The organism is Jeotgalibacillus sp. JSM ZJ347 (assembly GCF_044383825.1).
Taxonomy (GTDB): domain Bacteria; phylum Bacillota; class Bacilli; order Bacillales; family Jeotgalibacillaceae; genus Jeotgalibacillus.
Map to the genome: position 1 here is coordinate 294,676 of NZ_JBISEN010000001.1, position 14,419 is coordinate 309,094.

Below are 14,419 nucleotides of genomic sequence, written 5' to 3' on the forward strand. Positions count from 1 at the left end.
CTTTACGCTAGTACAATTGCGTCTTAAAAACAGGAGTGGACACTTAATGAATCAGGAACAGCGTTCGAATAGACAGAAAAACATCAGAAACTTTTCAATTATTGCACATATCGATCACGGGAAGTCAACACTTGCTGACCGGATCTTAGAGCAGACAAAAGCATTAACATCACGTGAAATGAAAGCTCAGCTTCTGGATTCAATGGATCTGGAAAGAGAGCGGGGCATCACGATTAAATTAAACGCAGTGCAGCTTAAATATCAGGCGAAAAATGGTGAAGAATACACGTTTCACTTAATTGATACACCAGGGCACGTCGATTTTACTTATGAAGTATCACGCAGTCTTGCAGCGTGCGAGGGAGCGATCCTTGTAGTTGATGCGGCTCAGGGTATTGAAGCTCAGACGCTTGCCAACGTATATCTGGCGCTTGATAATGATCTTGAAATTCTTCCGGTCATTAATAAAATCGATTTACCAGCAGCAGATCCTGAGCGTGTACGTCAGGAAGTGGAAGACGTCATTGGTCTGGATGCTTCTGATGCTGTACTTGCTTCAGCAAAAGCAGGAATCGGTATCAAAGATATTCTTGAACAGATCGTAGAAAAGGTACCGGCTCCTCAGGGAGATCCTGACGCACCTTTAAAAGCGTTGATTTTTGACTCGCTGTATGACCCGTACAGAGGCGTCGTTGCATATATCAGAATTGTGGAAGGCCGTGTGAAGCCTGGCGATAAGATCCGTATGATGGCGACAGGGAAAGAGTTCGAGGTGAATGAAATCGGTGTATTCACACCGAAATCCACACCTCAGGATGAACTAACTGTCGGCGATGTAGGCTATCTGACAGCGGCAATCAAAAATGTCAGTGACACGCGTGTGGGTGATACCATCACGAGTGCCGTTAAGCCAACTGAAGAGCCGCTGCCGGGGTACCGCAAAATGAATCCGATGGTTTACTGCGGTCTTTATCCGATTGATACTGCGAAGTACGTTGATCTTCGTGAAGCACTGGAAAAGCTTGAATTAAACGACTCAGCTCTTCAGTATGAAGCAGAGACGTCACAGGCATTAGGTTTTGGATTCCGCTGTGGATTCCTTGGTCTGCTTCATATGGAGATCATCCAGGAGCGGATTGAACGTGAATTTAATATTGATCTGATTACAACTGCACCAAGTGTAATCTATGATGTGTATCTTGAAGACGGTGAGCATGTAAAGGTGGATAACCCATCTGCAATGCCGGATGCACAGTCTGTTCATCACGTGGAGGAACCGTATGTTAAAGCTACAATCATGGTACCTAATGATTATGTAGGTCCTGTTATGGAGCTTTCACAGTCTAAGCGCGGTAACTTTATTGATATGCAGTACATGGATGAATCCCGTGTGAACGTCGTGTATGAAATTCCACTGGCTGAGATTGTCTATGACTTCTTTGACCAGCTGAAATCAAGCACAAAAGGTTATGCCTCATTTGACTATGAACTGATTGGGTACCGTGAATCCAAACTGGTTAAAATGGATATCCTCCTGAATTCTGAAAAAGTGGATGCGCTTAGCTTTATCGTTCACAAGGACTTCGCTTATGAACGCGGCAAGCTGATTGTTGAAAAGCTGAAAGAATTAATTCCAAGACAACAGTTCGAAGTGCCGGTTCAGGCAGCGATTGGGAATAAAATTGTTGCCAGATCTTCAATTAAGGCAATCCGTAAGAACGTACTGGCAAAATGTTACGGCGGAGATATCTCACGTAAGAGAAAGCTGCTTGAAAAACAAAAAGCCGGTAAAAAACGTATGAAGATGGTCGGCTCAGTTGAAGTCCCACAGGAAGCGTTTATGGCTGTTCTTCAGATGGACGAAGGCGAAAAATAATTTTGTACATGCGAAAGGGGAGCGGTTTCTGCTGATGGCAGGAAACGTCCCTTTTTCTGTGTTAAAAGGAATGAGGGGAAGCATGACATCTGCAGTTTATATACACATTCCGTTTTGTCACCACATTTGTCATTACTGTGATTTTAATAAAGTATTTATGAAAAATCAGCCTGTTGATGAATACATTGAGATGCTGATTAAGGAAATAAAAACCATTCACACCGGCAACAGTCCGATGAAAAGTATTTTTGTAGGCGGCGGGACACCGACGGCATTGAGTGCAGCACAGCTTGAACAGTTATGCGCAGGTATACAATCCAATTTTCATATTACTGAAGACACTGAATACACATTTGAAGCAAATCCGGGAGATCTGAGCAAAGACAAAATCAGCGTGCTTAAAGCATCAGGTGTAAACAGACTCAGTTTCGGGGTTCAGTCTTTTAATGACAGACTGCTTGAGAAAATTGGGCGAAATCATCGTGCGGACGATGTATACCGCTCAGTAAGAGAAGCGCAGGAAGAAGGTTTCAGTAATATTAGTATTGACCTGATTTATGCGCTCCCTGACCAGACACTTGAGGATTTTGAAGATACAATTGACCGTGCGCTGGAATTGGATCTGCCTCACTACTCAGGCTATTCACTGATTGTTGAACCGAAAACGGTATTTTATAACCTGATGAGAAAAGGGCGTCTGCCGCTTCCGGGAGAAGATACTGAGGCAGCGATGTACGATTTGCTGATGGATAAAATGGCTGCTAAGGGTCTGAATCAATATGAAATCAGCAACTTCGCTAAGCCTGGGTATGAAAGCCTTCATAATCTCACTTACTGGGAAAATGAAAACTATTACGGTTTCGGGGCAGGAGCACACGGATATGTGAACGGCGTCAGATATTCTAATATTGGACCTGTCTCAAAATATATCCAGTCTCTTAAAGATGACCAATTACCTGTTTTCCATCAAGCTGATGTTACGATTCATGAGCAAATGGAAGAAGAAATGTTTCTTGGGTTAAGAAAAACAGAGGGCGTATCGATCTCACATTTTAAGCGCAAATTTGATAAAGACTTAATGCAGGTTTTTGAAGCGCCTGTAAAAGACATGACTGAAAGAAACCTGTTAGAGACTTCTGGAGACCGTATCAGATTGACGCGTGAAGGGAGATTTCTCGGGAATGAAGTTTTTCAATCTTTTCTTGGGTTAAATTAGTGCATAGTCGTTGACAGTAAAATCATCATTTGATAACTTAAGAATTAGATTTAGCACTCGTGATAAGTGAGTGCTAACAGGGGTGATAAAAGATGCTAACAGATCGGCAATTACTTATTCTTCAAGTGATTATTGATGATTTTATTCGCTCTGCCCAGCCGGTAGGTTCGAGAAGTCTGTCCAAGAAAGACGAAATTCCTTTCAGTTCGGCGACAATCCGTAATGAAATGTATGACCTTGAGGAAATGGGTCTGTTAGAAAAAACCCATACATCATCAGGGCGTATTCCTTCTGAGAAAGGATATCGTTTTTATGTGGACCACCTGCTCTCACCGCAGGCTTTAAAGAAAAAAGATATGTCTCAGATTCAATCGATCTTCGCAGACAGAATTCTTGAAATTGAAAATGTCGTTCAGCGCTCAGCTGAAATACTGTCACAGATGACGAATTATACGTCGATTGTACTTGGTCCCGATCACCTTGAAAACAGAGTGAAAAGCGTTCAGATTATTCCGCTGAATCAGGACAGTGCAATCGCCATTATTGTGACAGATACTGGATATGTGGAGAACAAAAGATTTACCATTCCACCCGGACTGAATCCGGAAGATATCGAGCGGATGGTCAGGATATTAAATGATAAGCTGACCGGAACCCCGCTTGCAGAACTTCATGACAAGATGTATAAAGAGGTTGCTTTATTTTTGAAGCGACATATCGCAAACTATGATCTGATGATTGAAGCTTTTGCGCAGATTATGAACATTCCTGTTCATGATAAGCTGTTTTTCGGCGGGAAAATGAATATGATGAATCAGCCTGAATTTAATGATATAGATAAGCTCAGAATGCTGATGGATGTCATAGATAAAGAGGATTACTTATATCCGCTTATTAAAGAAAACAGCGGTTCAGGTATTCAGATCCGGATCGGTAAAGAAAACAATAATGAAGCTTTAAAAGACGTTTCATTAATAACAGCTTCATTTCCGGTCATCGGGGGGCAAAGCGGCTCTCTAGCCATTCTTGGTCCGACAAGAATGGAATACTCAAGAGTAATCAGCCTGCTGAATGTGATCAGTATGGACCTGTCAAAAGCATTATCACACTTTTATGATTCAGATGATCACTAATGCCTGCCGGGCTATTGAAACCGGCAGTGCATTTTACTGAACAGGCGTTTATTGACTAGTAAATAGGGTAAGCATTTCAAGGAGGTGAAAGATCGTGTCAGAAAAAGATGTACAACAGGAAACAACAGAAGAAGTAAAAAATGAAGAAGTTGAAGAGACTGAGGTGGATGTGAATCAGGTATCTGATCAGGAGGAGTCAGTAGAAGCTGCTGAAGAAAACTGGCAGCAAAAAGCTGAGGAAGCTGAAGATAAGTATCTGCGTCTTCGTGCTGAATTTGATAACTACAGACGCCGCATTCAAAAAGAAAATGAAACGTTACAAAAGTATCGTGCTCAAAATGTAGTGACAGGAATTTTACCTGCACTTGATAATTTTGAACGCGCGCTCAATATAGAGACGACCAATGATGAATCTGCTTCACTGCTTAAGGGTATGCAGATGGTACACTCAAGCCTTTTAGAAGCATTAAAAGCTGAAGGTGTGGAAATCATTGAGTCAACAGGTCAGCAATTTGACCCGAACCTTCATCAGGCAGTTATGCAGGTGTCTGAAGAAGGATATGACACAAATACAGTCATTGAAGAATTACAAAAAGGTTATAAACTGAAGGACCGCGTAATCCGTCCTTCAATGGTGAAAGTAAACGAATAATTGTATTTGGGAGGATGATGTTGAAATGAGTAAGATTATTGGTATTGACTTAGGTACAACGAATTCATGTGTAGCTGTACTTGAAGGCGGAGAAGCAAAAGTAATTGCAAACCCTGAAGGTAACCGTACATCCCCATCAGTTGTATCATTTAAAAATGGTGAAAAACAGGTTGGTGAGGTTGCAAAGCGTCAGGCAATCACAAACCCTAACACAATCATGTCTGTTAAAAGACACATGGGGACAGATCATAAAGTAGAAGCTGAAGGGAAAGAATATTCTCCTCAGGAAATTTCTGCAATGATCCTGCAGTACTTAAAAGGATACGCTGAAAGCTACCTTGGCGAAGATGTAACAAAAGCTGTTATCACAGTTCCTGCTTACTTTAACGACGCTGAGCGTCAGGCAACTAAAGATGCAGGTAAAATTGCCGGTCTTGAAGTAGAGCGTATTATTAACGAGCCAACAGCAGCAGCACTTGCTTATGGTCTTGATAAGATGGAAGAAGATCAAACAATTCTTGTCTATGACCTTGGTGGTGGTACATTTGACGTATCGATCCTTGAGCTTGGCGATGGTGTATTTGAAGTACGTTCAACTGCCGGTGACAACCGTCTTGGCGGTGACGACTTTGACCAGGTCATCATTGATCACTTAGTTGCTGAATTCAAAAAAGAAAACAGCATTGATCTTTCTAAAGATAAAATGGCACTTCAGCGTCTGAAAGATGCAGCTGAAAAAGCGAAAAAAGACCTTTCAGGTGTGACATCAACTCAGATTTCACTTCCATTCATTACTGCAGGAGAAGCAGGTCCGCTTCACCTTGAAATGAATCTGACTCGTGCGAAGTTTGAAGAGCTTGCTTCTTCATTAATCGAACGCACAATGGGACCAACACGCCAGGCAATTAAAGATGCAGGTCTGTCTGCTTCTGAAATTGACAAAGTAATCCTTGTTGGTGGTTCTACACGTATTCCTGCAGTACAGGAAGCAATTAAGAAGGAAACTGGGAAAGAACCTTCTAAAGGTGTTAACCCGGATGAAGTTGTTGCAATGGGTGCAGCAATCCAGGGTGGTGTACTGACTGGTGACGTGAAAGACGTTGTTCTTCTAGACGTAACACCACTATCACTTGGTATCGAAACAATGGGTGGCGTATCAACAGTTCTAATCGAACGTAATACGACAATCCCGACATCGAAATCACAGACTTTCTCTACTGCAGCTGATAACCAGAACGCAGTTGATATCCATGTGCTTCAGGGTGAACGCCCAATGGCAGCGGATAATAAAACGCTTGGCCGTTTCCAGCTTGGAGATATTCCACCGGCACCACGCGGCGTACCACAGATCGAAGTTACGTTTGATATCGATAAAAACGGTATCGTAAATGTAAGTGCAAAAGACCTTGGTACAGGTAAAGAGCAGAAGATTACAATCAAATCTTCTACTTCACTCTCAGATGAAGATATCGACCGTATGGTAAAAGAAGCTGAAGAGAATGCAGAAGCGGATAAGCAGCGTAAGGAAGAAGCTGAACTACGTAATGAAGCTGATCAGCTTGTATTCCAGACGGATAAAACACTATCTGATCTTGGTGAAAAAGTTGACGAAGAAGAAAAGAAAAAAGCTGAAGCAGCACGTGACGAGCTGAAAGAAGCGATCGAGAAAAATGAACTTGAAGAAATCAAGACGAAGAAAGAAGCACTTCAGGAAATTCTTCAGGCGCTATCAATGAAGCTTTATGAAGAGGCTGCACAGCAGGCTGAAGCAGAACAGCAATCAGAAGGTGGGAAGCCTGAAGATGATGTAGTCGATGCAGACTTTGAAGAAGTTGACGACGAGAAGAAATAATAGCAGAAGCGGGAAAAAGTCAAAGTCACGGTGCTTTGGCTTTTTCTTTGCCGTTGCAAGGGCAGTCGGAAAAATGATAAAATAACCTTTATGCAAAAGGACCGGGGAGTGGAATTATGAGTAAACGCGATTACTATGAAGTACTTGGCATTTCAGAAGGTGCTTCAAAAGAAGAAATAAAAAAAGCTTATCGTAAGCTGTCAAAAAAGTACCATCCGGATATTAATAAGGATGAAGATGCAGGTGAAAAGTTCAAAGAAGTAAAAGAGGCTTATGAAGTACTGAGCGATGAACAAAAGCGTGCACATTATGACCAGTTCGGCCATACTGACCCGAATCAGGGCTTCGGCGGCGGAGCAGGTTTTGACGGTTTTGGCGGATTTGAAGATATTTTCAGTTCATTCTTTGGCGGCGGTGGCAGAAGACGTGACCCGAATGCTCCAAGACAGGGTAATGACCTGCAATATACAATGACAATTAAATTTGAAGAAGCAGTTTTTGGAAAAGAAACTGATATTGAAATTCCTAAAGAAGAAGAGTGTGAAACGTGTGGCGGTGACGGAGCAAAGCCTGGTACAAAACCAGAAACATGTCATCACTGTAATGGTTCCGGCCAGCTGAATGTTGAACAGCAGACGCCATTTGGCCGTATTGTAAACCGCAGAGTCTGTCACCACTGTGAAGGCTCCGGCAAGCTTGTGAAAGATAAGTGTACGACTTGCGGCGGTAACGGAAAAGTGAAGAAGCGTAAGAAGATTCACGTAAAGATTCCTGCAGGTGTTGATGATGGTCAGCAGATGAGAGTTGCAGGACAGGGTGAGCCTGGCGTGAATGGAGGACCTCCTGGAGATCTGTATGTTGTATTCCGCGTCAGACCACATGAGATTTTTGAGCGTGAAGGTGATGATGTATTCCTTGACATGCCGATCACATTTGTACAGGCTGCACTTGGTGATGAGCTTGAGGTGCCGACTGTACACGGCAAAGTGAAATGGAAGCTTCCGGCGGGTACTCAATCCGGTACTGCTTTCCGTCTTAAAGGAAAAGGTGTGAAGAACGTCCACGGTTATGGTCAGGGAGACCAGCACATCCGTGTCAAAGTGATTACACCTAAAAAGCTGACAGACAGACAAAAGACATTGCTGCGTGAGTTTGCAGAAATCAGCGGTGAGGTACCTGATGAACAGCACGATAACTTTTTCGAGAAAGTAAAACGTGCGTTTAAGGGTGAATAATAAAAATTGAACTGTCAGGGCAGCTGCCCTGACAGCCTGAAGTGAAATGGAGCTGGTCTGATGAAGTGGTCAGAAATAAGTATTCATACAACGAATGAAGCAATTGAACCAATTTCCAATATTTTGCACGAAGCTGGTGCCAGTGGCGTTGTGATTGAGGATCCGGGTGAGTTGCTAAAGGATAGAGAAGATCGATTTGGTGAAATTTATGATCTGAATCCTGAAGATTATCCTGACACAGGGGTCATGGTGAAAGCGTATCTGCCTGTTAACAGCTTTCTTGCAGAAACGGTAGACGGCATTAAGCAGGAAATCAGCAACCTAGTATCATTTAATATTGATATTGGGGAAAACAAAGTCGCAGTCAGTGAAGTCAATGAAGAAGACTGGGCGACTGCATGGAAGAAATATTATAACCCGGTAAAAATCTCTTCAACTTTTACAATCGTTCCAACCTGGGAGGATTACGAAAGAGTGTCGAGTGATGAACTGATTATTGAGCTTGATCCAGGCATGGCTTTTGGTACTGGTACACACCCTACAACTGTGATGTGTATTCAAGCTTTAGAGCGGACTGTTGTTAAAGGGGATACAGTGATCGACGTCGGAACCGGTTCAGGCGTTTTAAGTATTGCTGCTGCTCAGCTTGAAGCTTCATCAGTACATGCGCTTGATCTGGACGAAGTTGCGGTTCAATCAGCAACTGAAAACATTAAGTTAAATGGTGTTGAGAAGATCGTTTCTGTTTCACAGGGGAACCTGTTAAGTGGAACTTCAGAGCCTGTGGATGTCATTGTTGCGAATATACTGGCTGAAGTCATAGTCACTTTCACAGATGACGCTTATAGCATGACCAAGCCGGGCGGCACCTTTATCACTTCAGGTATAATTAAGCAGAAAAAAGATCTGGTGAAAGATGCGCTTAGAGAGTCAGGCTTTGAAATTGATGAAGTGATGACGATGGAAGACTGGGTAGCCATTATTGCTACTAAGCCGGAAGAGTGATCATACATGCAGCGATATTTTATACATCATAAGCTTGATGAAAATGGGCTATTTTCAATCGAAGGTGAAGATTATAAGCATATCGTCCGGGTTATGCGGATGACTGTAGGTGATAGATTCATCTCTGTACTCAGCCCGGCTGAAGTGTATGAATCAGAGATTGTTGAAATTGAAGACAGTTACCTTACGGGTAAACCTGTCGTTCAAATTGATCATCAGTCTGAGCTGCCGGTTAAAGTGACAATTGCACACGGGCTGCCTAAAGGTGACAAACTTGAGCTGGTCATTCAGAAAGCAACTGAACTTGGTGTCTCAGCGATAAAGCCGTTTAGCGCAGAAAGATCCATTGTAAAATGGGATCAGAAAAAAGGAAAAAAGAAAGCTGAACGGTGGAATAAAATTGCCAAAGAAGCAGCTGAACAGTCGCACCGCTCGGTCATTCCACAGGTGGACGAGCCGGTATCTGCAAAACAGCTGCGTTCGTCTTTTCATGAATATGATGCTATTATGATGGCATATGAAGAAGATGCTAAATCCGGAGAATCCTCTAACTTTTATCAGGTGTTGAACCAGTTGAAACCGGATAGTAAAGTGCTGGTCATTATCGGGCCTGAAGGCGGTTTATCTGAAAGTGAAGTGGAGCAGTTCACTGAGGACGGAGCAGTCAGCTGTGGGTTGGGACCAAGAATATTAAGAACTGAAACCGCACCATTATACATATTGGCTGCGATTTCCTATCATTTTGAATTAATGAGGTGAAAAAATGGGAACAGTCGCATTTCATACGTTGGGATGTAAAGTAAACCATTATGAAACAGAAGCGATTTGGCAGCTGTTTAAAGCAAATGGATATGACAGAGTGGAGTATGAACAGTCGTCTGATGTATATGTGATTAATACTTGCACTGTAACGAACACAGGAGATAAAAAAAGCCGTCAGGTTATCAGACGTGCCATTCGTAAAAATCCTGATGCCGTTATTTGTGTAACTGGATGCTATGCACAGACTTCACCTGCAGAAATCATGGCGATTCCCGGAGTGGATATTGTTGTCGGAACGCAGGACCGTACAAAAATGCTTGATTACATTGAGCAATACAGACAGGAACGCCAGCCGATCAACGGCGTAACGAACATTATGAAAAATCGTGTCTATGAAGAGCTTGATGTACCGGCCTTTACTGACCGTACACGCGCTTCGCTGAAAATTCAGGAAGGCTGTAATAATTTCTGCACCTTCTGTATTATCCCGTGGGCACGGGGGCTTATGCGATCAAGAGATCCTGAAGAAGTCATCAGGCAGGCACAGCAGCTTGTAGAAGCGGGATATAAAGAAATTGTTCTTACGGGAATTCATACAGGCGGCTATGGTGAAGATATGAAAGATTACAACCTGGCTATGCTGCTGACAGATCTTGAAGAAAAGGTAAAAGGTCTGAAGCGTATCCGTATATCTTCCATCGAAGCGAGTCAGCTGACTGATGAAGTCATTGAAGTCATTGACCGTTCTAAAATGGTGGTTAACCACCTGCATATCCCGCTGCAGTCGGGATCTAACACGGTCTTAAAGAGAATGAGAAGAAAATATACAATGGAGTTTTTCGCTGAAAGACTGGAAAAACTTAAAAAAGCACTTCCTGGTCTCGCGGTCACATCAGATGTGATCGTAGGATTCCCTGGTGAAACCGAAGAAGAATTTATGGAAACATACAACTTTATCCGTGAACAGAAATTCTCAGAGCTTCATGTGTTCCCTTACTCTAAACGTACAGGAACACCGGCAGCTAGAATGGATGATCAGGTGGATGAAGAGATCAAAAATGAACGCGTTCACAGACTGATCTCACTTTCAGATCAGCTTGCGAAAGAATACGCTTCAAACTATCAGGACGAAGTACTTGAAGTGATCCCTGAAGAGCCGTTCAAAGAAGACGCAACCGGTACCCTCTATGTCGGTTACACAGACAACTATCTGAAAGTTGTGTTCCCTGCTAATGAAGAAATGGTTGGCAAGCTCGTCAAAGTAAAAATCACAGAATCAGGCTACCCTTACAACAAAGGTGAATTTGTCAGAGTGCTTGAAGAAGAATTAACTGTATAAGTGCTGAACAATAACTTTCGATGAGAAAACATCTTTATTTTAACTAAATAAAAGTGTAGCGGAGCGTAAGGCGGTGACTCCGGGACGAATAGAGGGTAGCTGAGACCCCGGAAGCCGCAGGCTGAGGAGGCTCAGCAACCTCCGTCCGGAAAGCATCCGCCTGAAGTGAAGCGAAACGGTTACCAAGACTGGACATATTTTATGATGTCCCAGTCTTTTTTTATTAGGCATTTACACCGCTTAGTGTTAAAATAGGTACGTACATCTAATTGAAAAGGGGAAATAACCATGTCACAAATCGCAAAAATGATCGATCATACACTATTAAAACCGGAAGCAACAAAAGAACAGATTACAAACCTGTGCGAGGAAGCAGCAGAACACGGCTTTATGTCTGTCTGTGTAAATCCATACTGGGTTAAACTTTCATCAGAACTTTTACAGTCAACTGATGTAAAGGTCTGCACGGTAATCGGCTTCCCACTCGGGGCATCTGCTACTGAAACGAAAGCTTTCGAAACAAAGCAGGCAATTGAAGACGGTGCTACAGAAGTGGATATGGTCATCAATATTGGTGCACTTAAAAGCGGAGAATTTGATACAGTCAAGCAGGACATTCAGGCTGTAACAGCTGCTGCAAAAGGAAAAGCACTGACAAAAGTCATCATCGAAACGTCACTTCTTACTGAAGAAGAAAAAGTGAAAGCATGTGAACTTGCGGTTGAAGCAGGTACTGATTACGTGAAAACTTCTACAGGCTTCTCTGGTGGCGGTGCTACGCCTGAAGATATCGCACTTATGAGAAAAACAGTCGGTCCTGACCTTGGTGTGAAAGCTTCAGGTGGCGTTCGCTCAGCTGAAGATGCGAAGGCAATGATCGATGCTGGTGCTACACGTCTTGGCGCAAGTGCTGGAATTAAAATTATTCAGGGACAAACTGCAGACAGCGATTATTAAGATAAACTGTCTCATTGAATTTCATCTTAAATCTAGAAGTCTTTTCATCTCGTAATATAGAGGTGAAAAGGCTTCTTATTCTTTCGAATACCTGTTGACCAGCACAAATACTTGGTTTATACTGTATAAGTACATGGGATTAACCATGAATGTCAGTAAGTATCCCTATCTTACTGCATGCAATGAAGAATTCACATATGTGATTCTCTTTGCTTGAATATGTAAGCGTAGTGTTCGGAGGGAGGGAATTAGAGATGTCAAAAACGGTCGTTCGTAAAAACGAATCACTCGAAGATGCTCTTCGCCGCTTTAAAAAGACTACATCAAAGGCTGGTACTCTTCAGGAGTTCAGAAAGCGTGAATTCTATGAAAAGCCAAGCGTTAAGCGTAAGAAAAAGTCTGAAGCTGCAAGAAAGCGCAAATTCTAATATAGGAGCAGGTGCATGAAGTGAGTATGTTAGATCGTCTGAATGAAGATATGAAAACAGCAATGAGAAATAAGGAAAAGGAACGTCTTTCAGTGATCCGGATGCTTAAGTCTTCGTTGCAGAATGAAGGATATAAGCTTAGTCACAGTGATTTAACTGTAGATGAAGAATTGACCGTACTTTCACGCGAACTTAAACAGCGGAAAGATTCTTATGCTGAATTTAAATCTGCAGGAAGAGAAGATCTTTCTGACAAGCTTCTTGATGAAATCGCCTTAATTGAGACCTATATGCCCCGTCAATTGACTGAAGAAGAGCTTGAAGTCATTGTAATCGAAACGATCAATGAAACAAACGCTTCCTCTAAAGCTGATATGGGCAAAGTGATGAGCAGTATCATGCCTAAAGTAAAAGGCAAGGCTGATGGAGCCCGTATTAATAAAATGGTTCTCCAACACTTATCATAAAACTGAATTTGTTTAATCAGGTTCAGACAAATCAAGCCGTGTTTGCAATGTGCAACGCGGCTTGATTTTTTTATATTGAACATTCAGAATAAAAGTGAAACCTTTCTTTGATACATACGTATAGTAGGTAAGTCATGAAAAGCTACTCAGTCACTGGCAGATAGAAGGGGGGAGTAAAATGAAAATGATCGGAGTGAAACTGTTAGCTGCCTTTGTTGTCTTAATGTCAGTGTTTTCTTTTGTACAGCCAGCAGATGCCAATGGTCAGAAAGTGTATGTGGCTCCGGTTAAGAAAGAGGTTGAGAGAGGGTTAGCAGCATTCCTTGAAAGATCGATTGATGAGGCTGAAGAAAATGATGCAGAAGCATTAATTCTTGATATTAATACGCCGGGCGGTGCAGTCAATGCAGCTGAAGAAATCGGTGAGATCATGCTGGACAGTCAGGTTGATCTGATTGCATATATTAACCCTAATGCATTATCAGCTGGGTCATACATTGCATTATATGCTGATGAAATTTATATGTCACCTTCAGGAAAAATGGGCGCATCCGCAGTCATTACAAGTGCAGGTGGAGATGCTGACAGGAAAGCACAGAGCGCCTGGCTTGCAGCGATGATCAACGCTGCAGAGTCTTCAGATAAAAACAGAGACCCGATTTATGCAGAGGCGATGGTAGATCAATCCGTTGAAATACCCGGACTTGTTGACGAAGGAGAACTGTTAACCTTCACACCTTCAACTGCTGAAGAGCGTGGATATTCTGAAGGGACTTTTGCAAGCCTGGACGAATTAATAGCAGATCTAGGTTTTGGTGATGCTGAACTGGTATCAATAGAACCAACTTTTACAGAAAACCTGGCACGTTTTGTCACCAATCCGATTGTTATACCGATTCTCCTTTCAATGGCCAGTCTGGGACTTGTGCTTGAATTGTACTCGCCCGGATTTGGGATTGCTGGTTCACTCGGACTTGGTGCGCTGCTGCTGTTCTTCTTCGGTCATTTAATCGCGGGACTTGCAGGGATGGAAGTTTTAATTTTATTTCTGATTGGGATAGGCCTGGTGATAGCAGAGTTCTTCGTGCCGGGTGGTATTCTCGGAATTGCAGGACTTGTTGCAATCTTTGTCAGTATCCTGCTTGCAGGTGAAAGTATCGCATTTATGGGGATTGCATTATCTGTAGCGATTTTAGCTGCAGTTATTGGGATGGTGATAATGGTGAAATTCCTTGGTAAAAATCTTCATTTGCTGAAAAAAATTATATTAAGTGATTCAACCAGTACGGAAAGTGGTTATGTGTCAAATGTGAATCGTCATGAACTGATTGGGCAGATTGGCGTAGCCAGAACAGCATTAAGACCCTCAGGCACAATCATCATAGAGAATGAACGCATTGATGCTGTGAGTGAGGGTGGATACATTAATAAAGATCAGAAAGTATTAGTTGTAAAAGTTGAAGGGTCACGCATTGTGGTCAGAGAAGCTGAATAATT

General features: G+C 42.5%; 13 protein-coding genes. All 13 read left to right on the forward strand.

Annotation, left to right across the window (positions count from 1 at the left end; all coding sequences use genetic code 11):
• Positions 1-46 precede the first annotated feature (46 nt).
• The 13 genes from lepA (at position 47) to ACH6CZ_RS01510 (ending at position 14,417) form a co-directional block, all read left to right on the forward strand.
• Positions 47-1,876, forward strand: a complete 1,830-nt coding sequence (gene lepA, locus ACH6CZ_RS01450) for a translation elongation factor 4 (RefSeq protein ID WP_374095658.1) — start codon at positions 47-49, stop codon at positions 1,874-1,876.
• Positions 1,877-1,958: 82 nt separating this feature from the next.
• Positions 1,959-3,092, forward strand: coding sequence for a radical SAM family heme chaperone HemW (hemW, locus tag ACH6CZ_RS01455; RefSeq protein WP_374095659.1), 1,134 nt, complete (start codon positions 1,959-1,961; stop codon positions 3,090-3,092).
• A gap of 92 nt (positions 3,093-3,184) precedes the next feature.
• Positions 3,185-4,225 (forward strand): heat-inducible transcriptional repressor HrcA, encoded by a 1,041-nt coding sequence (gene hrcA / locus ACH6CZ_RS01460; protein WP_374095660.1) that lies wholly within the window; start codon positions 3,185-3,187, stop codon positions 4,223-4,225.
• A 94-nt stretch (positions 4,226-4,319) separates the two neighbouring features.
• Positions 4,320-4,877: a nucleotide exchange factor GrpE gene (gene grpE, locus ACH6CZ_RS01465; RefSeq protein WP_374095661.1), complete on the forward strand. Its 558-nt coding sequence runs from the start codon at positions 4,320-4,322 to the stop codon at positions 4,875-4,877.
• Positions 4,878-4,902: 25 nt separating this feature from the next.
• Positions 4,903-6,729: a molecular chaperone DnaK gene (gene dnaK, locus ACH6CZ_RS01470; RefSeq protein WP_374095662.1), complete on the forward strand. Its 1,827-nt coding sequence runs from the start codon at positions 4,903-4,905 to the stop codon at positions 6,727-6,729.
• Between the two features lie 116 nt (positions 6,730-6,845).
• The gene (gene dnaJ, locus ACH6CZ_RS01475) at positions 6,846-7,964 is read left to right on the forward strand and encodes a molecular chaperone DnaJ (RefSeq protein ID WP_374095663.1); all 1,119 of its coding nucleotides are present in this window, start codon (positions 6,846-6,848) and stop codon (positions 7,962-7,964) included.
• A gap of 60 nt (positions 7,965-8,024) precedes the next feature.
• Positions 8,025-8,969, forward strand: a complete 945-nt coding sequence (gene prmA / locus ACH6CZ_RS01480) for a 50S ribosomal protein L11 methyltransferase (protein ID WP_374095664.1) — start codon at positions 8,025-8,027, stop codon at positions 8,967-8,969.
• Positions 8,970-8,975: 6 nt separating this feature from the next.
• On the forward strand, positions 8,976-9,728 hold the full coding sequence (locus ACH6CZ_RS01485) for a 16S rRNA (uracil(1498)-N(3))-methyltransferase (protein WP_374095665.1): 753 nt from the start codon (positions 8,976-8,978) through the stop codon (positions 9,726-9,728).
• Between the two features lie 4 nt (positions 9,729-9,732).
• Positions 9,733-11,070, forward strand: a complete 1,338-nt coding sequence (gene mtaB, locus ACH6CZ_RS01490; protein ID WP_374095666.1) for a tRNA (N(6)-L-threonylcarbamoyladenosine(37)-C(2))-methylthiotransferase MtaB — start codon at positions 9,733-9,735, stop codon at positions 11,068-11,070.
• Positions 11,071-11,358: 288 nt separating this feature from the next.
• Positions 11,359-12,027: a deoxyribose-phosphate aldolase gene (deoC, locus tag ACH6CZ_RS01495; RefSeq protein ID WP_374095667.1), complete on the forward strand. Its 669-nt coding sequence runs from the start codon at positions 11,359-11,361 to the stop codon at positions 12,025-12,027.
• A gap of 254 nt (positions 12,028-12,281) precedes the next feature.
• On the forward strand, positions 12,282-12,455 hold the full coding sequence (gene rpsU, locus ACH6CZ_RS01500) for a 30S ribosomal protein S21 (protein ID WP_039809800.1): 174 nt from the start codon (positions 12,282-12,284) through the stop codon (positions 12,453-12,455).
• A gap of 20 nt (positions 12,456-12,475) precedes the next feature.
• A complete protein-coding gene (locus tag ACH6CZ_RS01505) occupies positions 12,476-12,922 on the forward strand; it encodes a GatB/YqeY domain-containing protein (RefSeq protein WP_374095668.1) in 447 nt (148 codons plus the stop codon).
• Between the two features lie 178 nt (positions 12,923-13,100).
• Positions 13,101-14,417, forward strand: a complete 1,317-nt coding sequence (locus ACH6CZ_RS01510; protein WP_483868534.1) for an NfeD family protein — start codon at positions 13,101-13,103, stop codon at positions 14,415-14,417.
• Positions 14,418-14,419 lie beyond the last annotated feature (2 nt).

Excerpts from the sequence above, each read along its gene's own strand:
- lepA (WP_374095658.1), top strand. The coding sequence starts at position 47 with ATGAATCAGGAACAGCGTTCGAATAGACAGAAAAACATCAGAAACTTT.
- hemW (WP_374095659.1), top strand. The coding sequence starts at position 1,959 with ATGACATCTGCAGTTTATATACACATTCCGTTTTGTCACCACATTTGT.
- hrcA (WP_374095660.1), top strand. The coding sequence starts at position 3,185 with ATGCTAACAGATCGGCAATTACTTATTCTTCAAGTGATTATTGATGAT.
- dnaK (WP_374095662.1), top strand. The coding sequence starts at position 4,903 with ATGAGTAAGATTATTGGTATTGACTTAGGTACAACGAATTCATGTGTA.
- dnaJ (WP_374095663.1), top strand. The coding sequence starts at position 6,846 with ATGAGTAAACGCGATTACTATGAAGTACTTGGCATTTCAGAAGGTGCT.
- prmA (WP_374095664.1), top strand. The coding sequence starts at position 8,025 with ATGAAGTGGTCAGAAATAAGTATTCATACAACGAATGAAGCAATTGAA.
- ACH6CZ_RS01485 (WP_374095665.1), top strand. The coding sequence starts at position 8,976 with ATGCAGCGATATTTTATACATCATAAGCTTGATGAAAATGGGCTATTT.
- mtaB (WP_374095666.1), top strand. The coding sequence starts at position 9,733 with ATGGGAACAGTCGCATTTCATACGTTGGGATGTAAAGTAAACCATTAT.
- deoC (WP_374095667.1), top strand. The coding sequence starts at position 11,359 with ATGTCACAAATCGCAAAAATGATCGATCATACACTATTAAAACCGGAA.
- rpsU (WP_039809800.1), top strand. The coding sequence starts at position 12,282 with ATGTCAAAAACGGTCGTTCGTAAAAACGAATCACTCGAAGATGCTCTT.
- ACH6CZ_RS01510 (WP_483868534.1), top strand. The coding sequence starts at position 13,101 with ATGAAAATGATCGGAGTGAAACTGTTAGCTGCCTTTGTTGTCTTAATG.